The organism is Rhodopseudomonas faecalis, assembly GCF_003217325.1.
Taxonomy (GTDB): domain Bacteria; phylum Pseudomonadota; class Alphaproteobacteria; order Rhizobiales; family Xanthobacteraceae; genus Rhodopseudomonas; species Rhodopseudomonas faecalis.
In genome coordinates this window covers 61,626-84,323 of the sequence record NZ_QJTI01000014.1, presented here as the reverse complement: position 1 = coordinate 84,323, position 22,698 = coordinate 61,626, and the positions used below count along the sequence as shown (strand labels likewise).

The window sequence follows — 22,698 nt, the reverse complement described above, 5'->3', positions numbered from 1 at the left end:
AAATGAAGAAGGCCGGCCTACGGGCTGGCGTCGAATGCCGCGGTGATATGACGGGGCGATGACCGCGGCGCGATCAGCACGGCGTCAAAGCGCAGCTCATCGGTGGCGTGCTCGGGATGCGTCGCCAGCCACATCGAGGCGGCGGCGATGATGCGCTGTTGCTGGCGCGGCGTCACCGCATAGGCGGCGTCATCGAGCCGGGCACGGGCTTTGACTTCGACAAAGGCGACCAGGCCGCGTTTGGCCGCGATCAGATCGATCTCGCCCTGCCGGGTGCGAAAGCGCTGCGCCAGAATCCGATAGCCCTGCTCGGTCAGAAAAGCCGCCGCGCGCGCCTCGGCCGAAACGCCGGTGCGGAACGCCGCTACCCGTTCCGGGTCGGGCGGGATGCGCTCAGTGCTCGCCATCGGCGGCGCTCAGTTTGGTCAGCTCCAGCGCGCGCGCATAGACCTCGCGCCGCGGCCGGCCGGATAGTTCGGCGGCCTGCGCCACCGCATCCTTGACGCTGGTCTGCTGCAGCATGTCGGTGAGCAGCCGGTCGAGATCGCTGGCGCTGACCTGCTGGCTGTCGGCGGGCGGCGGCCCGATCACCAGCACGAATTCGCCGCGGGTTTCGAGCTCGTCCGCGATCGCGGCAAGCTCGTGCAGCGGCCCGCGCCGCACTTCCTCATGCAGCTTGGTCAGTTCGCGGCAGATCGCAGCTTCGCGCTCGCCCATCGCCGCGGCGAGGTCGTGCAGCGCCTCGGCAATGCGGTTGCCGGATTCAAACAGCACCAAGGTGGCGCCGATCCGCGCCAATTCGCCGGCGCGCGCCCGGCGGGCGCCCTGTTTCGACGGCAAAAAACCCTCAAAGAAAAACTGATTGGTCGGCAGCGCCGCCACCGTCAGCGCGGTCAGTACCGAGGATGGTCCCGGCAGCGCGTGCACCGAAAGGCCCGCCGCGCAGACTTCGCGCACCAGCTTGAAGCCGGGATCGGAGATCAACGGCGTGCCGGCATCGGACACCAAGGCGATCGCCAGCCCCTGGCTGAGCTTGTCCAGGATTTTCGGCCGCGCCTGAGCGGCGTTGTGCTCATGATAGGGCAGCAGTTTCGCCTCGATGCCATAGCGCTCGGTCAGCCGCCGCGTCACCCGGGTGTCTTCGCAGGCGATCCAATCGGCCGCGGCCAGCGTTTCCAGCGCCCGCAAGGTGATGTCGCCGAGATTGCCGATCGGGGTCGCGACCAGATACAGGCCCGGCGCGATTTTCGGCGCCTTGACGCGCTGGCCCGCGATCAGAAAGCCGCGATCGGCTGGCTGATCGGTGGTGTCGTGAATCGCGGGGGTGCTGCGCATCGGTGTCATTCTCGCGGGCATTGCAGATACGGTCGGGGAATTGCACGATCCCGCGGCACGGCTTAAACCTTTTGTCCTAGTTAACCATTCTTCGGCGCGGTGGCTCAATGGCGGCGAACGTCAGGAAGTGAAGTCCGATCCCGCCGGTCGGATCGGTGGAAGAGATCATGACAGAACAGCACGACTCACAACAACGCAGCTTACAGCCAACACGCCGGGCTGCGGTGGGATTGATGCTGGGAGCGCCGCTGCTCAGCGCCTGCGCCGGCGTGCAGCAGAGCCTGACCGGCCCGTTCGGCTCCTCGGGTTCGTCGACCGAACCGGCAGCAGCGCCGCAGCAGGGCACGGCGCTCGGCACCGGCAAGGTGCGGGTCGGGCTGATCCTGCCGCTGTCGGCCAGCGGCAATGCCGGCGTTGCCGCGCAATCGATGAAGCACGCCGCCGAGCTGGCGCTCGCTGAATTCCAGAATCCCGACATCCAGCTATTGGTGAAGGACGACGGCGGCAGCCCGCAAGGCGCGCAGCAGGGCGCGCAACAGGCGATCGACGAGGGCGCCGAGATCATTCTGGGGCCGCTGTTTGCGCAGTCGGTGCCGGCCGCCGCGCAGCCGGCGCGGGCGCGCAACGTGCCGCTGATCGCGTTCTCGACCGATTCCAGCGTCGCCGGGCGCGGCGTCTATCTGCTCAGTTTTCTGCCGGAATCCGACGTCAACCGCATCGTCGATTACGCCGGTTCGATCGGCAAACGCTCCTTTGCGGCGCTGCTGCCGGAAAACGCCTATGGCAATGTGGTCGAGGGCGCTTTCAAACAGGCGGTCAGCCGCCGCCGCGGCCGGATCGTCGCTTTTGAAAAATATGGCGCCGATCGCAACGGCCCGGCGCGCACCATCGCGCAGGCGCTGGCTTCGGCCGACACTTTGATGCTCGCCGATGATGGCGAGGCGCTGGCCGGCATCGCCGAGGCACTGGCCGCGAGCGGCGCCGATCTTAGCCGGGTGCAGTTGATCGGCACCGGGCTGTGGGACAATCCGCGGGTGTTCGGCAGCCAGCCGCTGCAGGGCGGGCTGTATGCGGCGCCAGACCCGTCGGGCTTCCGCGCCTTTGCCGGGCGTTATCGTGCCAAATTCGGCCAGGAGCCGGTGCGCACCGCGACGCTGGCCTATGACGCGGTGGCGCTGGTGGCGGCGCTGGCGCGCACCCAGGGCGCGCGCTTTACGGCGGATGTGCTCACCAACCCGTCGGGCTTTGCCGGCATCGACGGTCTGTTCCGGTTTCGCTCCGATGGCAGCAATGAACGCGGCCTGGCGGTAATGCGCGTTGCCTCCGGCGGCAGCCAGCCAGTCGCCGGTTCGCCCAAGAGTTTTGGCGCGTAAGGCCAGTGGTCGCCACCATGGATCCGTCATGCCCGCGCTTGTCGCGGGTATCCACGTCTTAAAAGCGCTGCAGAATCAAAGGCGTGGATGGCCGGGACGAGCCCGGCCATGACGTGTGGAAGGGTTTTTGTAAACACCACGTCCCGTCATTCCGGGGCGCGAGCGGTAGCTCGCGAACCCGGAATCCCGATATTTTGCAATGATTGATGGCTTCCGGGTCAGCGTCTCGGAACGGCCGCCTCACGCGGCGAGATCGGCGACCACGGCGTCGAGCAACGGAAAACCGGACTGGGTGACGCGCAGCCGGCCATCGGCGTCGATCACGATCGCGCCCTCGTCGCGCAGCACCGCGATCCGCGCCGGATCGAGCGGCCGCCCCGCCAGCGCCTGATAGCGCAACGGATCGATGCCCTCCGCGAGCCGCAGTCCCATCAGCAGATATTCGTCGGCGAGTTCGCTGCGGGTCAGCGCGTCGTCGGTGGTGACGCCATCGCCGCTGGTTTCGACCCGCATCAGCCAGGCTTCCGGCCGCCGTTCGGTGGCGGTGGCGTGGCGGATGCCGTCAATATCGATCCGGCCATGGGCGCCGGGGCCGATGCCGGCATATTCCTGGCCGCGCCAATAGACGAGGTTGTGCCGGCATTCCGCGCCGGGCCGGGCATGATTGGAAATCTCATAGGCCGGCAGGCCGTGCTGGGTGCAGATCTCCTGGGTGAGATCATACAATTCCCGGCCGAGCGCCTCATCGGGCGGCGTCAGCTTGCCGGCGCTATAGAGCCCGTAAAACGGCGTGCCCTGCTCGATGGTCAGTTGATAGAGCGACAGATGTTCGGCGGCCTCGGCGATCGCCAGCCGCAATTCATCGCCCCATTGCGCCGGCGTCTGGTCCGGCCGGGCGTAGATCAGGTCGAATGAGTAACGCTGGAAGATGGCGCGGGCGATCGCGATCGCCTCGCGCGCCTCCTGCGCGCTATGCATCCGGCCGAGCGCTTGCAGCGAGGCGTCATCGAGCGCCTGCACGCCGATCGACAGCCGGTTCACGCCCGCGGCGCGATAGCCGAGGAAGCGCGTGGCTTCGACGCTGGTCGGATTGGCTTCCATCGACACTTCGCAGTCGGCCGCGACCGGCCAGCAGCGGCTGATCGCGTCCAAAATGCCGCCGACCGTGGCCGGCTGCATCAGCGACGGCGTGCCGCCGCCCAGGAAGATCGAGGAGACCACCCGGCCGGGCGCGCGCGCCGCCGTGGTCTCGATTTCGCGCACAAAACCGCGCAAAAACCGCTCTTCATCGATCTCGGTGTGGCGGACGTGGCTGTTGAAGTCGCAATAGGGGCATTTCGACAGGCAGAACGGCCAGTGCACATAAACGCCGAAGGCGGATTCAGACGGCGCCGTCATGGCTGGGATGGCCCCGGCCTGGGTGCGATCTGAATCGCGCGGTGGCTGATCACAGGCAGATCTCCGCCAGCTTCATGAAGGCGCGGGCGCGGTGCGACAGCCCCAGGCCGAGCGGCGGCAGCCCGTGCTTTTCGACACTGGTCATCTCGCCAAACGTGCGGCCATGGCCATCGGGCAGAAACACCGGGTCGTAGCCAAAGCCGGCGGTGCCGCGCGGCGGCCAGACTAGCGTGCCGTCGGCGCGGCCTTCGACCTCTTCAAGATGGCCGTCGGGCCAGGCGACGCACAGCGCCGACACGAAATGCGCGGTGCGCAGCTCGGGTGTTTTGGCGCCGCGTTCCTGGAGCAGCCGCTCGATCTGGGTCATCGCGGCCAGAAAGTCTTTGCCCTCGCCGGCCCAGCGCGCCGAATAGATGCCGGGCGCGCCGTCGAGCGCATCGACGGCAAGCCCAGAATCGTCAGCAAACGCAGGTAGTTGCGCTGCCGCGGCGGCGGCCTGCGCCTTGATGCGGGCATTGGCCTGGAAGGTGTCGCCGGTTTCCTCGGGCTCGCCGAGGCCAAGGTCGCCAGCCGAGACCGCCTCGACGCCATAGGGCGCCAGAAGCTCGCGCAGTTCGGCGAGCTTGCCCGGATTGTGGGTGGCAATCACGAGCTTGCCAGTGATTCGTCGGTGCATGACCAAGCCTACGCCAGCTGCGCGCGCGACAAAATCACGCCACTGCAATCTTCTGCAGTTCGACCAGCCGGCCGACGCCCTTGCGGGCCAGCGCCATCAGCGCCAGGAACTCGTCCTGCGTGAACGGGGTTTTTTCGGCGGTGCCCTGCACTTCGATGATGCGGCCATCGCCGGTCATCACGAAATTGGCGTCGGTCTCCGCTTCGGAATCCTCAGCATAATCAAGGTCCAGCACCGGGGTGCCGTTGTAGATGCCGCAAGAAATCGCCGCCACGTTGTCGCGCAGCACCTTGCCCTTGATCATGTTGCGCGCCGCCATCCAGTTCAGGCAGTCGGCGAGCGCCACCCAGGCGCCGGTGATCGAGGCGGTGCGGGTGCCGCCATCGGCCTGCAACACGTCGCAGTCCACGGTGATCTGGCGCTCACCGAGCGCTTCCAGATCGACGGTGGCGCGCAGCGAGCGGCCGATCAGCCGCTGAATCTCCACGGTGCGGCCGTTCTGCTTGCCGGTCGAGGCTTCGCGCCGGGTGCGCTCCAGAGTGGCGCGCGGCAGCATGCCATATTCGGCGGTGACCCAGCCGCGTCCTTGGCCCTTCAGCCACGGCGGCAGCCGTTCTTCCAGCGAGGCGGTGACCAGCACATGGGTGTCGCCAAACCGCACCAGGCAGGAGCCTTCGGCATATTTCACCACACCGCGCTCCAGCGTCACGGCGCGCAATTCGTCCGGCGCACGTCGGCTCGGCCGCATGGGATGTCCTCCGGTCATTGTCGGGAAAAGGTCGATGGCGGTGCTTTTAGGGGGCGCGGGCCGCCGCGGCAAGGGCATAGGGCCGCAAGGCCGGACTTGTCTCCGGCCGGCAGGATGGACAAATTAGAAGTCCAAGGAGGGACCCATTGGCTCACATTGATCCGATTGGCCTGATCGCGCCACATGCCGGGCTCGCGCAGCTCAATGAACGCTCGCGGGAGATCTTTCGGCAGATTGTCGAGAGTTATCTAGCTACCGGCGAGCCGGTCGGCTCGCGCAATATCGCCCGTCTGATCACCGTGCCGCTGTCGCCGGCCTCGGTCCGCAATGTGATGCAGGACCTCGAGCAGCTCGGCCTGATCTATGCCCCGCACACCTCGGCGGGCCGGCTGCCGACGGAACTCGGGCTGCGGTTCTTCGTCGATGCCCTGATGCAGGTCGGCGACCTGACCGAGCCGGAGCGGCAGTCGATCGAGGCGCAGCTGGCCTCGGTCGGCAAGGCGCAATCGGTGGAGGCCGCGCTTGGCGAGGCGTTGAGCCGGCTGTCCGGGCTGACGCGGGCGGCGGCGGTGGTTTTGACCACCAAATCCAACGCCCGGATGAAACATATCGAATTCGTGCGGCTCGACCCCGACCGCGCGCTGGTGATCCTGGTGTCGGAAGACGGCCAGGTCGAGAACCGCATTCTGGCGGTGCCGGCCGGGGTGCCGTCGTCGGCGCTGGTCGAAGCGTCGAACTTCCTCAATGCCCGGATTCGCGGCCGCACGCTGGCGGAAGCGCGCGGCGAACTGGAAATCGCGCTGGCGCGCGATCACGCCGAACTCGACCAGCTGACGCAGAAGGTGATCGAGGCCGGGGTCGCGAGCTGGTCGGGCGGTAACGATGATCAGCGTCAGCTGATCGTGCGCGGCCATGGCAATCTGCTGGAAGACCTGCACGCGCTTGATGATCTGGAGCGGGTGCGGCTGCTGTTCGAGGATCTGGAAACCAAGCGCGGTGTGATCGATCTGCTCGGCCGTGCCGAGACTGCCGAAGGCGTGCGCATCTTCATCGGCTCTGAGAACAAACTATTCTCATTGTCAGGATCATCGACCATCGTCGCGCCGTATAGCGATGCCGCCGGCCACATTGTCGGCGTGCTCGGCGTGATCGGGCCGACACGGCTGAACTATGCGCGTGTGATCCCGATGGTGGACTACACCGCGCGCGTCATGAGCCAGATGCTGGGCGGCTAAGGGGTGGTGTGCGCCGGGCAAGCTTGATTTCCGCGGTGCAAACACGATATCCCCGCCAACATCTCCCTCCCATTCCTGACGATTTTCGCAAAAGGCAGCATGATGACCGATTCCAATGGACCGAAGGACACTCCGGAGCAGCCGGCGGCCGCCGCCGAGCCGGTGGTCTCAAAGCCCTACGTCATGCCGGACGATCCAGAGCCGAACGCGGCTGAGGCGATCGCCAAGGAGCTGGCCGAAACGCGCGACAAGATGCTGCGCACGCTGGCCGAAATGGAAAACCTGCGGAAGCGCACCACGCGCGAGGTGGCCGATGCCCGCACTTACGGCGTGACCTCGTTCGCCCGTGACGTGCTGGAGATTGCCGACAATCTGCAGCGCGCGCTCGACGCGGTGCCGGCCGACGCCCGTGACAACGCCGATGCCGGCCTCAAGGCGCTGATCGAAGGCGTGCAACTCACCGAGCGTTCGCTGCTCAACGCGCTGGAGAAGAACGGCGTCAAGAAGTTCGACCCGACCGGCCAGAAGTTCGACCCGAACTTCCAGCAGGCGATGTACGAAATTCCGGACGAAACGGTGCCGGCCGGCACGGTGCTGCAAGTGGTGCAGGCCGGCTTCACCATCGGCGACCGCGTGCTGCGTCCGGCGATGGTCGGCGTGTCCAAGGGCGGCGCCAAGCCGGCCCCCGCTTCCAGCAACGGCGCGGCGTAAGTCTGTTCTCAATCAGGCCGATTCAGCGGCGGTTCTGATCCTTCAGAACCGCCGTAACTTTATCGATCGCGTTGTCGAGCGCAGTGGATGCTGGTTCGTGTCCGCGTCATGCCAATGGCGATTGATACCAACCCCTCCGCACGTCATGGCCGGGCTCGTCCCGGCCATCCACGCCTTTGAACTTGCTTTGCTTTTAAGACGTGGATACCCGCGACAAGCGCGGGTATGACGGTCTTTGATACGACCCGATGGTATCAGAACATCAAGTTAGAGCTTCGGTTCTGATGCCATCACAACCGAACAGCGCTAGCGCATCCGAATGCCGTCGCGCACCGCGCGGAACCGCGGAAACGCGCTCGACCAGCCCTCGCGCGGCGCGCTGGCGATGACGCGCACCGCGACGCTGCCGCCGCCGAACCGCAGCCATTGCACCACGGTCACCGGCGTTTTGTCGGCGCCGGAAACCGCTTCGATCCGGGTTTCAAAACCCTGCGCGCCGTCGATCCGCACCGGCTCCGACAGCGTGATGCGGGCATCGCGCAGTCCGGGCACCTGGGCGGCGGCCTGCTGCGCGAACCGGGCGCGCTCGTCGCTCTTGTCGGGCGCCGAGCCGATTAGCCCCAGCACCATGAACGGCGCGGTCTCGATCTTGGCTTCGCTGTCGGCGTCGCCGAGCAGCAGCGCCGAGCCGGGCGCCAGCGTCCGCACCATCTTGAAATTAGCAAGTTCGGTGATCTTGAACGGCATCAAGGCGAGCTGTTCGTCGACCGGCACATCCTTGCGGGTGGTGACGGTGCCAAACATCTCGCGCACCTTGTCGTCGGTCACCGCGGCGCTGCGCTTTTCGGCGACCTGAACCGCGACATAGCCGGAAAACGCGCCGCCCGAGACGATCATCGAATAGCGCCGCACCGGCGTGTCGCCGTCCTTGCCGCTTTCGACCGTGTAGTAAGCCTTGCCCGAGGCGGTCTCGAGGCTTTGCGGCTTGATGCCGCCAACCCCTTCGGGCTGCGCCTTGAACGCCGCTTCCACTTCGCCATAGGCCGCCGGGGGCAGCTCGGTCATCAGCACTTTGACCTCGCCATCGGCGCTTTCAAAGCCGACGAAGCTTTTGGCCGGGGCCAGCCCCTCAAGCGGGGCGAGGCCGATGCGGATGCCCCGCGGATAGGTCGCATCGGCCGCGTGTGCTGCGGCGATCAGCGGAGGAAGGCTGGCGGCGACCAACACGGCCGCGCGCAAATGTCGGATGAGATTCATGCTCGTCTACTGCGGTTGCATTGCGGCCGGACCATGGTGGAACAGGCGGCCTTGGATGGAAAGCTCACGGCTTGAGAAGCTCTGGTTGCATGCCAGGCGTTGGCACGGTCGAAGCTGACCCGGTGTTTGTCGGCCGCAAGTGTCGGCAGTTCGCCGATCAGGTTCAACCTCCTTGTGGTCGCAGCACGCGAACTCAAGGATCGGCGAGTTCATTTGATTGATAGCAATTCGCAATCGCACAGGTCATGCCAGCCATGCGGCGCGCCTTGCATCATCAGGGGGCCGCCGCGGTTCGAACCAGGCGCCGACTGCTTGCAGATGCATGTTCGAAGCCCGGGTTTCCCGCCGGACGGTTAACACGCCAAGCGCGGCGGTTTGTGCATCAAGCCGGCGCTGCGACGCAGCAGATCGCTTCGATCTAAGGCTTTTTCGTACGCCGAGAGCGCGGACGGTCCTTGCAGCGTTCGACCCCCCTCCTATATGAGGCTCACCGCCGCACTATCGCGAGCTTTGATTATTTCTGGGGGGTTGGAGTGGCGCGCCGCCAGGGCCCAGCCAACCTGCCGCAAAGAGAAGGATATGAGGACCATGGGAAAGGTCATTGGGATCGATCTCGGCACCACCAATTCGTGCGTGGCCGTCATGGACGGCAAGTCTCCGAAGGTTATCGAGAATGCCGAGGGCATGCGCACCACGCCGTCGATCGTGGCCTTCAGTGATGATGGCGAGCGCCTCGTCGGCCAGCCCGCCAAGCGTCAGGCGGTCACCAATCCCGAACGCACCTTCTTCGCCGTCAAGCGTCTGATCGGTCGCCGCTACGACGACCCGATGGTCGAGAAGGACAAGAAGCTCGTCCCCTATAAGATCGTGAAGGCTTCCAACGGCGACGCCTGGGTCGAAGCCGATGGCAAGACCTATTCGCCCTCGCAGGTCTCGGCCTTCATTCTGCAGAAGATGAAGGAAACCGCCGAAGCCCATCTCGGCTCCAAGGTCGATCAGGCGGTGATCACCGTTCCCGCTTACTTCAACGACGCGCAGCGCCAGGCGACCAAGGACGCCGGCAAGATCGCGGGTCTTGAAGTGCTGCGTATCATCAACGAGCCGACCGCGGCCGCGCTCGCTTACGGTCTCGACAAGGCCAAGTCGGGCACCATCGCTGTGTACGACCTCGGCGGCGGCACCTTCGACGTCTCGATCCTGGAGATCGGCGACGGCGTGTTCGAGGTTAAGTCGACCAACGGCGACACCTTCCTCGGCGGTGAAGACTTCGACATGCGTCTGGTCAACTACCTCGCCGACGAATTCCAGAAGGAGCAGGGCATCGACCTGCGCAACGACAAGCTGGCGCTGCAGCGGCTTAAGGAAGCGGCTGAAAAGGCCAAGATCGAGCTGTCGTCGACCACGCAGACCGAAGTCAACCTGCCGTTCATCACCGCAGACCAGACCGGTCCGAAGCATCTCACCATGAAGCTGACCCGCGCCAAGTTCGAAGCGCTGGTTGATGATCTGGTGCAGAAGACCATCGAGCCGTGCCGCAAGGCGCTCAAGGATGCCGGCCTGACCGCTGGCGAGATCGGCGAAGTGGTGCTGGTCGGCGGCATGACCCGCATGCCGAAGGTCCAGGAAGTCGTGAAGCAGATGTTCGGCAAGGAGCCGCACAAGGGCGTCAACCCGGACGAGGTGGTGGCGATCGGCGCGGCGATTCAGGCCGGCGTGCTGCAGGGCGACGTCAAGGACGTGCTGCTGCTCGACGTCACGCCGCTGTCGCTCGGCATCGAGACGCTGGGTGGCGTGTTCACCCGCATCATCGACCGCAACACCACTATCCCGACCAAGAAGAGCCAGGTGTTCTCGACCGCCGAAGATAATCAGAACGCGGTCACCATCCGGGTGTTCCAGGGCGAGCGTGAGATGGCGGCCGACAACAAGATGCTCGGTCAGTTCGACCTGATGGGCATTCCGCCCGCGCCGCGCGGCATGCCGCAGATCGAAGTGACGTTCGACATCGACGCCAACGGCATCGTCAACGTCTCGGCCAAGGACAAGGCCACCGGCAAGGAGCAGCAGATCCGCATCCAGGCTTCGGGCGGTCTGTCGGAAGCCGACATCGACAAGATGGTCAAGGATGCCGAGGCTAACGCCGCCGAGGACAAGAAGCGCCGCGAAGCGGTCGACGCCAAGAACCATGCCGACGCGCTGGTGCATTCCACCGAGAAGGCGCTGGCCGAGCATGGCTCGAAGGTCGATGCGTCCGAGCGCCGGGTGATCGAGGATGCGGTCTCCGACCTCAAGGAAGCGCTCAAGGGTGATGACGCTGAGGCCATCAAGGCCAAGACCAACACCCTGGCCCAGGCTTCGATGAAGCTCGGCGAGGCGATGTACAAGCAGCAGGCCGAAAGCGATGCCGCTCGGGATGCTGCCAAGGACGCCGCTAAGGACGACGTGGTCGACGCCGAATTCACCGAAGTCGACGACGACAAGAACAGCAAGAAGTCGGCGTAATGCCCCGATGAATGTGACCCTCGGCCGAATTCCGCACCCTTCGCGGAATTCTGGTTGGGGGTCATTTTCTTGACGGGAGCGGATCGGGCACGCCGGCCAGATCGGTTTCCGGCTGATTTGTGCCGGGACATTTCTCGGAGTGAAGACGACAGTTCGGGCGGATCAGACTGATGTCCACCACCAAGCGCTGCTATTACGAAACCCTTGAAGTCGACCGCACCGCCGACGAAACCACGCTGAAAAGCGCGTTCCGCAAGCTGGCGATGAAGTGGCATCCGGATCGCAATCCGGGCGACAAGTCCAGCGAAGTCAAATTCAAGGAAATCAACGAGGCCTACGAGGTCCTCAAGGACAGCGAAAAGCGCGCGGCCTATGACCGCTTCGGTCATGCGGCGTTCGAGCAGGGCGGCGGCATGGGCGCCGGCTTCGGCGCGGGCTTTGCGTCGTCATTCTCCGACATTTTCGAAGACCTGTTCGGCATGGCCGGGCAGCGTGGCCGCAGCGGCGGCCGCGAGCGCGGCGCCGACCTGCGCTACAATATGGAAATCACCCTGGAGGACGCCTTCGCCGGCAAGACCGCGAAGATCGAAATCCCGGTCGCGGTGACCTGCGAATCCTGCTCCGGCACTGGCGCCAAGGCCGGCACTAAGCCGCGCACCTGCTCGATGTGCGGCGGCCATGGCCGGGTGCGTCAGGCGCAGGGCTTTTTCACCCTGGAACGGACCTGCCCGGGCTGCCAGGGCCGTGGCCAGACCATCGACGATCCCTGCCCGTCCTGCTCCGGTTCGGGGCGGATCTCGCGCGACCGCACGTTGTCGGTCAACATCCCGCAAGGTGTCGAGGACGGCACCCGCATCCGGCTCGCCGGCGAAGGCGAGGCCGGGCTGCGCGGCGGCCCGCCCGGCGACCTGTACATTTTCCTGTCGGTGGCCAATCACGAGTTCTTCCAGCGCGACGGCGCCGATTTGCATTGCCGGGTGCCGATCTCGATGGTGACCGCGGCGCTCGGCGGCGATTTCGAGGTGCCGAGCATCGACGGTGGTAAATCAAAGGTTAAGGTTCCGGCGGGAACCCAAACCGGCCGCCGGTTCCGGATTGGTTCCAAGGGCATGCCGGTACTGCGTTCCCGGCAAACCGGCGACATGTATGTCCAGGTGGTGGTCGAGACTCCGCAAAACCTCACCAAGCGGCAGCAGGAGCTGCTCGCGGAGTTCGAAAAACTGTCCTCGGGGGCCACTCAGCCCGAAGCCGCTGGCTTTTTTACCAAGGTCAAAGACTTCTTCGGCGCGCGGGCGCAATCCTGACACGCCTTCGACTTGACCCCTCGTAACGTCCCCTATACGTCTGTAACAGAAATTTGACATTCGCCGTTCAAACGGCCCCTGGTAGCCAAACATGGCTCTGCAATCTTCCGTGCGTGCGTTGAAAAAACAGCCCCGTCTTGACGACGAGGTCCGCTTTCTTCGCTCATGGATCGAAAAACCGCTCCATATGGGCGCCGTGATGCCCTCGGGCAAAGTGCTCGCCCGCACCATGGCGCTCTACGTCAACATCGATTCCGATGCTCCGGTGGTCGAACTGGGCCCCGGTACCGGCGCCATTACCCAGGCGTTGGTGGAGCGTGGTGTCGATCAGCGCCGCCTGGTGCTGGTCGAATACAATCCCAGCTTCTGCGCGCTGCTGCGCGATCGCTACCCGCTGGCGACTGTGGTGCAGGGTGACGCCTATCGACTGCGCGACTCGATCTGGAAGGTGCTGAAGACCCCGGCCGCCGCCGTGGTGTCGGGGTTGCCGCTGGTGACCAAGCCGATGCTGACCCGGCTGCGGCTGATGCGCGACGCCTTCGTGCTGCTGGCGCCGGGCGCGCCGTTCGTGCAATTCACCTATTCGGTGGCGCCGCCGATCCCGAAGTCGCTGCACGGCATTACCACCGAAGCCTCCGAGCGGATCTGGATGAACGTTCCGCCGGCGCGCGTTTGGGTGTATCGCAGGGCCTGACCCGGTCGGCGTGGCTGCCGGCGTCTCGAAAGTCACGATCGGAGCCATGTCAGCGGTCACTATGTCAGCGGTCAAGATTCTGGTCATTCCCGGCTCGCTGCGCACCGGCTCGCTCAATATCAAGCTGGCGCAGGTCGCGATTGCCGCGTTGGCGCGTGCCGGCGCCGACGTCACGGAGCTATCGCTCGCCGACTATCCGCTGCCGATCTATGACGGCGATCTGGAAGCCCGCTCCGGCGTGCCGGACGCCGCGGTGCAGCTCAAGCGCATGATCGGCGCCCATCAGGGCGTGCTGCTGGTGACCCCGGAATATAATTCCGCGCCGCCGCCGCTGCTCAAGAACGCCATCGATTGGGTGTCGCGGATCCAGGACCCCGGCGAGAGCGCCGGTGAAGTCTTTCGCCACCGCGCGTTCGCGCTGGCGGCGGCCTCGGCCGGCAAGCTCGGCGGTGCGCGCTGTCTGGCCGCGCTGCGGCTGATCCTGTCCGGTTGCCGGGCCCCGGTGATCCCCAACCAGCTCACCCTGTCGTTTGCCGATCAGGCTTATGACGACCAGGGCCGGCTCAAGAACAACGCCGATGTCGAGGCGCTGCAGGCCATGGTGCAGCAGCTCATCGCATTCGCCCAGCAGATGAAGTGAGTTTTCATGACCGCCACTATCAATCCGCGCGATCGGCTGATCGTTGCGCTCGATCTGCCTGACCTGCGCGCCGCTGAGGCGATGGTCGATCGGCTCGATGATACCGTCAGCTTCTACAAGATCGGCTATCAGCTCGCTTACGCCGGCGGTCTGCCGCTGGCGCGCGCGCTCAAGGCCGCGGGCAAGAAAGTGTTCGTCGATCTGAAATTGCATGACATCGGTAATACCGTGGGCCGCGGCGTCGAGAGCCTGGCCGAACTCGGCGCGACCTTTGTCACCGTGCATGCCTATCCGCAGACCATGAAGGCCGCGGTTGAGGCGCGAGGCCAGTCCAAGCTCAAGATTCTCGCGGTCACGGTGCTGACCTCCTATGACGATGCCGATCTGCAGGAAGCCGGCTATCAGCTCGGCGTGCGCGATCTGGTGGAGCGCCGCGCCCGGCAGGCGCAGGCGTTCGGCATCAATGGTCTGGTCTGTTCGCCGGAGGAAGCTGGCCATCTGCGGCAATTGCTCGGGCCGGACATTCTGCTGGTTACCCCCGGCATTCGCCCGGCCGGCAGCTCGGCCGATGATCAGAAGCGCATCATGACCCCGGCGCGCGCGATCGCGGCCGGCGCCAATTATCTGGTGGTGGGCCGGCCGGTGATCGGCGCGGACGATCCCAAGGCTGCGGCCGAGGCCATTGTCGAGGAGATCACCGCGGCCTTGGGTTAGCCCGCGGCACCAGCCACCAACATCGGGGAGCAGCATGGCGAAGGGTTATTGGGTGGCGCGCGTCGATGTCGCCGATATGGACGGCTACAAAGAATATATTGCGCAGAACGGCTCGGTGTTCCGGCAGTTCGGCGCCAAATTCCTGGTGCGCACCGGGCGGTTCGAGACCAAGGAAGGCTCATCACGCACCCGCAATGTGGTGATCGAGTTCAAGGACTACGAGACCGCGCTCGCCTGCTATCACTCGCCCGAATATCAGCGGCTGGTGGCGCTGCGCTCGCCCTATGCCGACAGCGATCTGGTGGTGGTCGAGGGGTATGACGGGCCGCAGCCGTGAGCTGCGGCCGGGTTGGTTGCCCCTCGGGGCTGCCCCGGCTATACCGCGCCAAAGATCAAGGGGCGCTAAACCATGTCTGAGATGCGTTTGATCGTTGCCGGCGCCGGTGGCCGGATGGGCCGGGCGTTGATCCGTGCCATTACTGAAAGCTCAGGCGCGGTGATCGCCGGCGCGCTGGAATCGCCGAATTCGCCGCTGCTCGGCGAGGATTCCGGGGTGCTGGCCGGGCTACCCGCCAATGGCGTGAAATTGTCGTCGGATCTGTGGGAGCTGTCGGCCCATGCCGACGGCATTCTCGATTTCACCGTGCCGGCCGCCACCATCGCCAATGTTGCGATCGCGGCGCAGCGCGGCATCGTCCATGTGATCGGCACCACCGGGCTGTCGGCGTCGGATGATGCGGTGATCCGCAGCGTCACCAATCAGGCGGTGGTGGTGAAGTCCGGCAATATGAGCCTTGGCGTCAATCTGTTGGCGGCGATGGTCAAGCGCGTCGCGCAGGCGCTCGACGACAGTTTTGATATCGAAATCGTCGAGATGCATCATAAGGCCAAGGTCGATGCGCCGTCCGGCACCGCGCTGCTGCTCGGCGAAGCGGCCGCGGCTGGCCGCAACATCGCGCTCAGCGAGCGTTCGGCGCGTGGCCGCGACGGCGTCACCGGCGCGCGCCGCGCCGGCGATATCGGCTTTGCCAGCCTGCGCGGCGGCACTGTCACCGGCGATCACACTGTCATCTTCGCCGGCCCGCAGGAACGCATCGAACTGACCCACAAGGCCGAGGATCGCATGATCTTCGCCAATGGCGCGCTCAAGGCGGCGCTGTGGGCGCGCGGCCGCTCGCCGGGGCTGTATTCGATGGCCGACGTGCTCGGCCTTGGCGACGCCTCATCCTGATTCATCGACCCCCACAACGCGGATAGCAGATTATGAGTGATCGTCTCCTCGTGCTCGTGCGCCATGGCCAGAGCGACTGGAACCTGAAGAACCTGTTCACGGGCTGGAAGGATCCCGACCTCACTGAACTCGGTGTCACCGAAGCCAAGGCTGCCGGCCAGAAGCTGAAAGCGCAGGGCTTTACCTTCGACGTCGCCTTCACCTCGGCGTTGACCCGCGCTCAGCACACGCTCGATCTGATGCTCACCGAGCTCGGCCAGACCGGGCTGAAGACCTACAAGAACCTCGCGCTCAACGAGCGCGACTATGGCGATCTGTCCGGTCTCAACAAGGATGACGCCCGCAAGAAGTGGGGCGAGGAGCAGGTGCTGATCTGGCGCCGTTCCTATGACGTGCCGCCGCCCGGCGGCGAAAGCCTCAAGGACACGCTGGCGCGCACCCTGCCCTATTATGTGCAGGAGATCTTGCCCTGCGTGCTGCGCGGCGAGCGCACCTTGGTGGCCGCGCACGGCAATTCGTTGCGCGCGCTGATCATGGTGCTGGAAAAGCTGACGCCGGAGCAGATCCTGAAGCGCGAACTCGGCACCGGCGCGCCGGTCGTGTATCGCCTCAACGCCGACGCCACCGTGGCCTCGGTGGTCGATCTGGCGAAGTAACAATAGCGTTTTCGAGCGAAGTGGATTCCGGTTCGCGTGAAGAAAACGCGTCAGGACATAAAGTTAGAGCTTCGGTTCTGATTCTATCAGAACCGAAGCTCTAACAGCGATCCGGTCCTGAGCGGTCAGGGCCGGATCATCAACTCAGCCGGCAAAAGCTTCCGTGACTTCGCGGAACTCGCCGCTGTCGTGATCGAGCACCGACAGCGAGCCTTCGGCCACGCCGAAATAAGCGCCGTGCAGTTGCAGCTTGCCGCGGCCGACCAGCACGTTGATGCATGGGAAGGTCATCAGATTATGCAGGCTGCGCTTGACGCCGGCCTGTTCGAGCCGGGTCAGGAACTGGCTGATCGGTTCCTGCGGCGCTTGATCGACGCCCTGCGCGGCGGTCTCGAACATCTGCATCCATTTGCCGATGAAGTCGCCCGGCGACAGCGGCTCCGTCTTATCGACAAAGGCGCGGATGCCGCCGCACTGCGCATGGCCGAGCACCACGATGTGCTTCACCCGCAGCACCTGCACCGCATATTCCAGCGCTGCTGATACGCCATGGACCGCGCCGTCCGGCGCATAGACCGGCACCAGATTGGCGACGTTGCGCAGCACGAACAATTCGCCGGGGCCGGCATCGAAGATCACCTCGGGCGACACCCGGGAATCGCAACAGCCGATCACCATGATCTCCGGCGCCTGACCGCGCTCGGAGAGTTCTCGATAGCGAGCCTGCTCGGTCGGCAATCGCTGCGAGTTGAAACTGCGATAGCCCGAAAGCAGGCTGTGCGGAAACGATGTCATCTTTGTCCTCGACCCGGTTCATCTCCGATAACCATAGGCGGTTCAGCGGCACAAGGCTTCCGGTTGTCATGACAAAGTGTTATCGCCGTCATACCGAAAGATAGGGGGGGCCATGATCCGACCGCGTCGCAGTTTGCTGTTCATGCCGGGCTCGAATGCACGCGCGCTGGAAAAAGCGCGGCTGCTGCCGGCCGACGGCGTCATCCTCGACCTCGAAGATGCTGTCGCGCCCGACGCCAAGGAAACCGCGCGGGCGCAGATCGCCAGCACGCTGGCGGAAGGCGGTTTTGGCCGCCGCGAAGTGCTGGTGCGCATCAATGCGCTCGATTCGCCGTGGTGGCTCGACGATCTCGCGATGGCCGGCAAGGCCAAGCCCGACGGCATTCTGGTGCCCAAAGTGTCGAGCGTCGATGATCTCGCCGCGGTCGCGAACCGGCTGACCGATATCGGCGCCGACATGTCGATCAAGGTCTGGATCATGATCGAGACCGCGCGCGGCGTGCTCAATGCCGAGCATTTGGCCGCGCAGGCCCAGGACGAGGAGATGCGGCTCGCCGGCTTCGTGTTCGGCCCGAACGACATTTCCCGCGAAACCGGGATCAGGATGCTGCCCGGCCGCGCCACCATGCTGCCGATGATCAGCCATTGCGTGCTGGCCGCGCGCGCTTACGGGCTGACCATCCTGGATGGCCCGTTCAGCGACATCGCCAATATCGAAGGCTTTGCCTGCGAATGCGCGCAGGCCCGCGATTTCGGCTTTGACGGCAAGACGCTGATTCATCCGAGCCAGATCGAAGCCTGCAACGCTACCTTCACGCCGCCCGCGGCGGAGGTCGAGCAGGCGCGCAAGATCATCGCGGCCTTTGCTCTGCCGGAAAACGCCACGCGCGGCGCGATCCAGCTCGATGGCCGCATGGTGGAACGGCTCCATGCCGAGATCGCCAAAAAGACCATCGCGATTGCGGATGCCATTGCGGCGATGGCGCAGCCGGCGCGGCCCGCCTGATCCGGACGGCGGCGCGCTGTCATCAAGGGCAGTGTCATTCCGGGGCGCGAGCGCTCGCTCGCGAACCCGGAATCCCGAGCTTGTTGATCGTTTAGTCCGAGCCAGATCGAGATTCCGGGCTCGCGCCTATGGCGCGCCCCGGATTGACGGCGTGTGGTGAGCAGATGCGCCCAGCCGTTAGGCCGCCCGCACCGAGCGCAGGAAATTGCTGACTTCGGCCTTGAGCCGATTGCTCTCGCCGGCCAACGATTGCGCCGCCGACAACACCTGCGCCGAAGCGGCTCCGGTCTCACGGGCGCCACCCTGGACGCTCGAAATATCGGCGGTCACTTGCGAGGTGCCCTGCGCCGCCGATTGGATGCTACCGGAAATCTCCTGGGTCGCCGCGCCCTGCTCCTCGACCGCCGAAGCGATGGTGGACGAAATCTCCGACATCTGCCGGATGATGCCGCCGATTTCCTGGATCGCCGAAACCGACTCCGCGGTCGCGGCCTGAATGCCGTTGATCTGCTGGCCGATCTCGCCGGTCGCCCGCGCGGTCTGTTCCGCCAGCGCCTTGACCTCGGAAGCCACCACCGCAAAGCCGCGCCCGGCTTCGCCGGCCCGCGCCGCTTCGATGGTGGCGTTCAGCGCCAAGAGATTGGTCTGGCCAGCAATGGTGTTGATCAGCTCGACCACGTCGCCGATCCGGGCGGCGGCATTGCTGAGTTCGCTGACCCGGTTGTTGGTCTTGCTGGCCTGGTCGACCGCCTGGGTCGCCACCTGCGCCGAGGTGTGAACCTGGCGGCTGATTTCATGCACCGACGCGGTCAGTTCCTCGCTGGCCGAGGCGACCGATTGCACGCTGCTGGAGGCCTGTTCGGAGGACTGGGCCACGCCAGTTGCCAGCGTCAGCGATCGCTCTGCGCTGGTCAGCAGCGTGTTGGCGGCCTGCTCCAGCTCGTTCGCGGCCGTGGACACGGTCTCGACGATCTCGCCGACCGCGCCTTCGAAGGAATCGGCGAGCCGGGCCATATCCGCCTTGCGCTGCTCCGCGGCCAGTTGGTCCTGACGGCGCTTAGCCTCGGCTTCGTCGCGCGCTTTCTGCTCAGCATTCTCCCGGATCGCCGACACCGCCTTGGCCATGCCGCCGATTTCGTCGCCGCGGTCGGCGCCGGGGATCTCGATGGCGAGATTGCCGGCGGCCATGCCCTCCATCGCAGCGGTCAGGCGCACCACCGGCCGCACCAGGCCGATCGCGATGCCGAACACGCCGAGCGCGATGATGGTGATCACCAGCCCCGACACCGTCCAGACCACGGCGGAATAGCTGCCGACCTCGGTCGCCGCGGTGGTCTCGAGCGCCGCATTGCCTTCGATGGCCTTGGTGACGATGGCGTCGATGATGGCGCGATGCGCCAGATAGCTCGCTTCGAGCTTGGCATAGGCGGCGTTGGCCTGCGCCATGTCGCCCTTGGCCAGCGCCGGCAGCAGCTCATTCTCGGCGGTGCTCCAGAACTTCTGCACCTCGGCGTCGGAATCCGCGGTCAGTAGTTTCTTGATGCCGTCGTCAAGATCGGACTTGGTCCAGTAATCCTTGCGCTCGCTGTAATCCTTATGGAGCTTCGCCAGCTTGGCGGCATGGTCGGACAGGTCGGCCGGCTGGCGCAGCGCCAGCGTCGCTTCCAGATAGGCTTCGATGATGTAGGCCGGCGGCGGCAGGATATCGGCGACCAGATCGTTGCCGAGCTTGATCTGCGTGTACAGCGGCCCGCCGACCCGCAATTGCTTCAGCGCCAGCGTGCTGGTGGTCAGCATCGCCGCGAGCCCCACCGCAACCGTGGCCGCGAAAATAACGATCATCATCGAAATCGAGAGACGAATCTTCATCGGACTATCCTAAATATCTGTCTGGCCGCGGGTCGTGTCGCACCCGTCGTTCGCTAAGCGAACAAACAGTCCGCACGACGGAATTGATGTCGCGACACTAGGACGCGCCCCTTTATCGAAGGTTACGCGAACAGCTCGCAGTTGCCTCGTACGACTACGGCGTGTACCGCGCGGGTCGATGTCCAATCTGTGCAAGAAATCATGCTGAAAACCGGGGTCAGCGCAGGCTGATCATGGCCCGGCGGGTGCGCGTCACATCGCGCAAAAGTTGCTGCGCCGCGCGTCCGAGCTGATTGCGGAGCGGCGGCATGTCCGGCCCGTCAGCGGGCCAGACGAAGGCTCGGGAGTAGTGAGCGGCCGCCACGCGCTGTGGCGGCCGTGACCAGATCAGGCCCAGGCGCGTTCCTGCTTGGCCTTGGCCTCAAAGCTGTCGATCGCGGCCTTTTTCTCCAGCGTCAGGCCGATATCGTCGAGGCCGTTGATCAGGCAGTGCTTGCGGAACGGATCGATCTCGAACTTGACCTTGCCGCCGTCCGGACCACGGATTTCCTGGTTCGGCAGATCGATGGTCATGGTGGCGTTCGAGCCGCGCTCGGCGTCGTCGAACAGCTTGTCGAGATCGGCCTGCGACACGCGGATCGGCAGCACGCCGTTCTTGAAGCAGTTGTTGTAAAAAATGTCGCCGAACGAGGTCGAGATCACGCAGCGGATGCCGAAATCGAGCAGCGCCCAGGGCGCGTGCTCGCGGCTCGAGCCGCAGCCGAAATTGTCGCCGGCGATCAGAATCTTGGTGCCGCGATAGGCGGGCTTGTTGAGCACGAAGTCCGGGTTCTCGCTGCCGTCGTCGCGATAGCGCTGTTCCGAGAACAGGCCCTTGCCGAGACCGGTGCGCTTGATGGTCTTCAGGTACTGCTTGGGGATGATCATGTCGGTATCGACATTGATGATCTTCAAGGGCGCGGCGACGCCTTCCAGCGTGGTGAACTTGTCCATGTCGATGATTTCCCTGATGAGACCGGCGTTTTAGCCCGGCAGCCGCGCCGCTCCAAGGGCGTTTTTGCCGATTGATGATCGCCGTTAGCCGGGCAGCGCGTCTTCCTCGGCCTCGGCTTCGATCGCCTCCATGTCCTCGTCGGACAGGCCGAAATGGTGGCCGATCTCGTGCACCAGCACATGGCGCACCACATGGCCGAGCGTTTCGTCGTTTTCGGCCCAATAATCCAGGATCGGGCGGCGATACAGCCAGATCATGTTGGGCAGCCGGGCGATGTCGTCATGGCTCTGCTGCGGCAGGCCAACGCCCTGAAACAGGCCGAGCAGGTCGAATTCGGTCTCCGCGCCGATCTCGTTCATCACCTCCTCGGTCGGAAAATCATCGACCCGGATGATCAGCCCCTCGCACAGCGCGCGGAAATCCTCCGGCAGGCCGGCGAACATTTCATGAGCCATCTGCTCCAGTTCGGCGAGCGATGGCGATTTTGCAGTGATCCACATGGTTTCATCGTAGAAGATCGGCCGCGGATGCGCAAAAAGTCTCCTCGCGATAGTGTTGACGGCACGGTGCCGATCGGAGACCGTCGCTCGGGGCGCGGATGCGGGGGTGCAGGATGAGGCGGCTTGGTATCATCGAATTGGCGTTGATCGCGGCCATGATCGGACTGCCGACGCTGGCCGGCACGGCGGCGGCGCAGAGCGCCAGCAGCGCGGCCGTAACGGCGGCGCCGACCGAACTGTCGGCGCAGAGCCGTAGCTCCCGGCCGCCGACCCGGCTGCGGGTCTATCCGCGCTATCAGCCCGATGGTTACGGCGTCTATCCGCGCTATTTCCCCGGCCGCAACGCGGTGCGCGATTGCACCGCCTATTATGTGCAGGAATACCGGCCGAGCGGCACGGTGATCGTGCCGCGCATGAATTGCTTTTGGCGGCGCGGCTGAGGCGTGGCGCGGCGGCTGGGAGCGAGCCGGATTTCGGTTCGCGCCGGGCACGCGCGAACCATCAAATTTGACCGTCGGTTGTGATGTCCTCACAACCAAAAGCGCTTTAGCTTTTTGGTGTGACGGGTTTTGGTTGCGCGAACCGGCGCCCTGTTCGTTTGACACTGCTCAAGTCGCGCGCGTTCGCTCGTTGCCCAATGCCGCGCATGGAGACAGCCATGAGTGCCCGGGTCGGATTGTGTATTGCTGCCACCTTGCTGCTGGCCGCGCTGGCCAGCCCCGCCGCGGCCAGCCAGGCGTCGCCCTCGCCTTGTGTGATCAGCGACGACTTGGCTGCGATGACGACGCCCGTAACTGATTTCAGCGCGCGGCGCCGCGATGCTCAGCGCGCCCGCTATCATCATCGCCGCGGTAGCCGCGTCGCCAAGCGCCCCAGCGATGCCCGCGCGCTCACGCCAGCGCGGCCGAGTGGCATGTCGCCGTTCTTTCCATTCTATCACGGCTACGGGCTCGATCCGTCTTGGTAGTTATTCTTGCGCGCGTAGCGCGTGAACTAATCCATCGGCCGAACCGATGACTCGTCATGCCCGCGCTTGTCGCGGGCATCCACGTCTTAGCGG

The 22,698-nt window shown here is 65.1% G+C and carries 24 protein-coding genes; 14 read left to right on the top strand and 10 right to left on the bottom strand.

The features are described 5' to 3' along the window. Positions 1 to 17: 17 nt before the first annotated feature. Both BJ122_RS12450 and rsmI read right to left on the bottom strand, forming a co-directional pair. A complete protein-coding gene (locus BJ122_RS12450) occupies positions 18 to 407 on the bottom strand; it encodes a YraN family protein (RefSeq protein ID WP_110781313.1) in 390 nt (129 codons plus the stop codon). After that, complete coding sequence (gene rsmI, locus BJ122_RS12445) at positions 394 to 1,335, bottom strand: 16S rRNA (cytidine(1402)-2'-O)-methyltransferase (RefSeq protein ID WP_110781312.1); 942 nt, start codon at positions 1,333 to 1,335, stop codon at positions 394 to 396. Before rsmI ends, BJ122_RS12450 begins: the two co-directional genes overlap by 14 nt. Positions 1,336 to 1,568: 233 nt before the next feature. Between rsmI and BJ122_RS12440 the strand changes: the two genes are divergently transcribed. Then, positions 1,569 to 2,708 (top strand): penicillin-binding protein activator, encoded by a 1,140-nt coding sequence (locus tag BJ122_RS12440; protein ID WP_245407719.1) that lies wholly within the window; start codon positions 1,569 to 1,571, stop codon positions 2,706 to 2,708. Between the two features lie 240 nt (positions 2,709 to 2,948). Here BJ122_RS12440 and hemW read toward each other — a convergent pair whose 3' ends face one another. The 3 genes from hemW to rph are packed head-to-tail and all read right to left on the bottom strand — an operon-like array spanning position 2,949 to position 5,530. Then, entirely contained in the window at positions 2,949 to 4,106 is a 1,158-nt protein-coding gene (gene hemW, locus BJ122_RS12435) for a radical SAM family heme chaperone HemW (RefSeq protein ID WP_110781311.1), read from the bottom strand. Positions 4,107 to 4,155: 49 nt separating this feature from the next. Further along, complete coding sequence (rdgB, locus tag BJ122_RS12430) at positions 4,156 to 4,782, bottom strand: RdgB/HAM1 family non-canonical purine NTP pyrophosphatase (RefSeq protein WP_103011907.1); 627 nt, start codon at positions 4,780 to 4,782, stop codon at positions 4,156 to 4,158. A 34-nt stretch (positions 4,783 to 4,816) separates the two neighbouring features. After that, positions 4,817 to 5,530, bottom strand: a complete 714-nt coding sequence (gene rph / locus BJ122_RS12425) for a ribonuclease PH (RefSeq protein WP_027278869.1) — start codon at positions 5,528 to 5,530, stop codon at positions 4,817 to 4,819. Between the two features lie 146 nt (positions 5,531 to 5,676). Between rph and hrcA the strand changes: the two genes are divergently transcribed. Together hrcA and grpE are read left to right on the top strand one after the other, a co-directional pair. Then, entirely contained in the window at positions 5,677 to 6,765 is a 1,089-nt protein-coding gene (gene hrcA / locus BJ122_RS12420; protein WP_110781310.1) for a heat-inducible transcriptional repressor HrcA, read from the top strand. 102 nt (positions 6,766 to 6,867) lie between these two features. After that, positions 6,868 to 7,476, top strand: coding sequence for a nucleotide exchange factor GrpE (grpE, locus tag BJ122_RS12415; RefSeq protein ID WP_110781329.1), 609 nt, complete (start codon positions 6,868 to 6,870; stop codon positions 7,474 to 7,476). A 306-nt stretch (positions 7,477 to 7,782) separates the two neighbouring features. On the opposite strand, the gene BJ122_RS12410 is transcribed toward grpE, so the two are convergent. Next, entirely contained in the window at positions 7,783 to 8,733 is a 951-nt protein-coding gene (locus BJ122_RS12410) for a hypothetical protein (RefSeq protein ID WP_110781309.1), read from the bottom strand. A gap of 588 nt (positions 8,734 to 9,321) precedes the next feature. On the opposite strand from BJ122_RS12410, the gene dnaK reads away from it, so the two are divergent. The 8 genes from dnaK (at position 9,322) to BJ122_RS12370 (ending at position 16,474) form a co-directional block, all read left to right on the top strand. After that, on the top strand, positions 9,322 to 11,235 hold the full coding sequence (gene dnaK, locus BJ122_RS12405) for a molecular chaperone DnaK (protein WP_110781308.1): 1,914 nt from the start codon (positions 9,322 to 9,324) through the stop codon (positions 11,233 to 11,235). A gap of 170 nt (positions 11,236 to 11,405) precedes the next feature. Continuing rightward, entirely contained in the window at positions 11,406 to 12,539 is a 1,134-nt protein-coding gene (gene dnaJ, locus BJ122_RS12400) for a molecular chaperone DnaJ (RefSeq protein ID WP_110781307.1), read from the top strand. A 91-nt stretch (positions 12,540 to 12,630) separates the two neighbouring features. Further along, positions 12,631 to 13,233, top strand: coding sequence for a class I SAM-dependent methyltransferase (locus tag BJ122_RS12395; protein WP_110781306.1), 603 nt, complete (start codon positions 12,631 to 12,633; stop codon positions 13,231 to 13,233). A gap of 61 nt (positions 13,234 to 13,294) precedes the next feature. Further along, complete coding sequence (locus BJ122_RS12390) at positions 13,295 to 13,873, top strand: NADPH-dependent FMN reductase (RefSeq protein WP_110781305.1); 579 nt, start codon at positions 13,295 to 13,297, stop codon at positions 13,871 to 13,873. 6 nt (positions 13,874 to 13,879) lie between these two features. Next, positions 13,880 to 14,587, top strand: coding sequence for an orotidine-5'-phosphate decarboxylase (gene pyrF / locus BJ122_RS12385; protein WP_110781304.1), 708 nt, complete (start codon positions 13,880 to 13,882; stop codon positions 14,585 to 14,587). Positions 14,588 to 14,621: 34 nt separating this feature from the next. After that, positions 14,622 to 14,924: a DUF1330 domain-containing protein gene (locus tag BJ122_RS12380; protein WP_110781303.1), complete on the top strand. Its 303-nt coding sequence runs from the start codon at positions 14,622 to 14,624 to the stop codon at positions 14,922 to 14,924. A 72-nt stretch (positions 14,925 to 14,996) separates the two neighbouring features. Then, the gene (gene dapB / locus BJ122_RS12375) at positions 14,997 to 15,818 is read left to right on the top strand and encodes a 4-hydroxy-tetrahydrodipicolinate reductase (protein ID WP_110781302.1); all 822 of its coding nucleotides are present in this window, start codon (positions 14,997 to 14,999) and stop codon (positions 15,816 to 15,818) included. A gap of 32 nt (positions 15,819 to 15,850) precedes the next feature. Continuing rightward, complete coding sequence (locus BJ122_RS12370) at positions 15,851 to 16,474, top strand: 2,3-bisphosphoglycerate-dependent phosphoglycerate mutase (protein WP_027278858.1); 624 nt, start codon at positions 15,851 to 15,853, stop codon at positions 16,472 to 16,474. Positions 16,475 to 16,618: 144 nt separating this feature from the next. On the opposite strand, the gene BJ122_RS12365 is transcribed toward BJ122_RS12370, so the two are convergent. Beyond that, entirely contained in the window at positions 16,619 to 17,269 is a 651-nt protein-coding gene (locus BJ122_RS12365) for a carbonic anhydrase (protein WP_110781301.1), read from the bottom strand. A 112-nt stretch (positions 17,270 to 17,381) separates the two neighbouring features. On the opposite strand from BJ122_RS12365, the gene BJ122_RS12360 reads away from it, so the two are divergent. Beyond that, a complete protein-coding gene (locus tag BJ122_RS12360) occupies positions 17,382 to 18,275 on the top strand; it encodes an HpcH/HpaI aldolase/citrate lyase family protein (protein ID WP_110781300.1) in 894 nt (297 codons plus the stop codon). Positions 18,276 to 18,452: 177 nt separating this feature from the next. On the opposite strand, the gene BJ122_RS12355 is transcribed toward BJ122_RS12360, so the two are convergent. From BJ122_RS12355 to BJ122_RS12345, 3 genes are all read right to left on the bottom strand, one after another. Continuing rightward, complete coding sequence (locus BJ122_RS12355; RefSeq protein WP_110781299.1) at positions 18,453 to 20,144, bottom strand: methyl-accepting chemotaxis protein; 1,692 nt, start codon at positions 20,142 to 20,144, stop codon at positions 18,453 to 18,455. Positions 20,145 to 20,531: 387 nt separating this feature from the next. Further along, entirely contained in the window at positions 20,532 to 21,137 is a 606-nt protein-coding gene (gene leuD / locus BJ122_RS12350) for a 3-isopropylmalate dehydratase small subunit (protein ID WP_027278854.1), read from the bottom strand. Between the two features lie 84 nt (positions 21,138 to 21,221). Continuing rightward, the gene (locus BJ122_RS12345; protein WP_110781298.1) at positions 21,222 to 21,638 is read right to left on the bottom strand and encodes a metallopeptidase family protein; all 417 of its coding nucleotides are present in this window, start codon (positions 21,636 to 21,638) and stop codon (positions 21,222 to 21,224) included. A 113-nt stretch (positions 21,639 to 21,751) separates the two neighbouring features. Between BJ122_RS12345 and BJ122_RS12340 the strand changes: the two genes are divergently transcribed. Both BJ122_RS12340 and BJ122_RS12335 read left to right on the top strand, forming a co-directional pair. After that, positions 21,752 to 22,078, top strand: a complete 327-nt coding sequence (locus BJ122_RS12340; RefSeq protein WP_110781297.1) for a hypothetical protein — start codon at positions 21,752 to 21,754, stop codon at positions 22,076 to 22,078. 218 nt (positions 22,079 to 22,296) lie between these two features. After that, positions 22,297 to 22,605 carry a hypothetical protein gene (locus BJ122_RS12335; protein ID WP_146227186.1) on the top strand — a complete coding sequence of 103 codons (309 nt, stop codon included), beginning with the start codon at positions 22,297 to 22,299 and terminating at the stop codon, positions 22,603 to 22,605. Positions 22,606 to 22,698 lie beyond the last annotated feature (93 nt).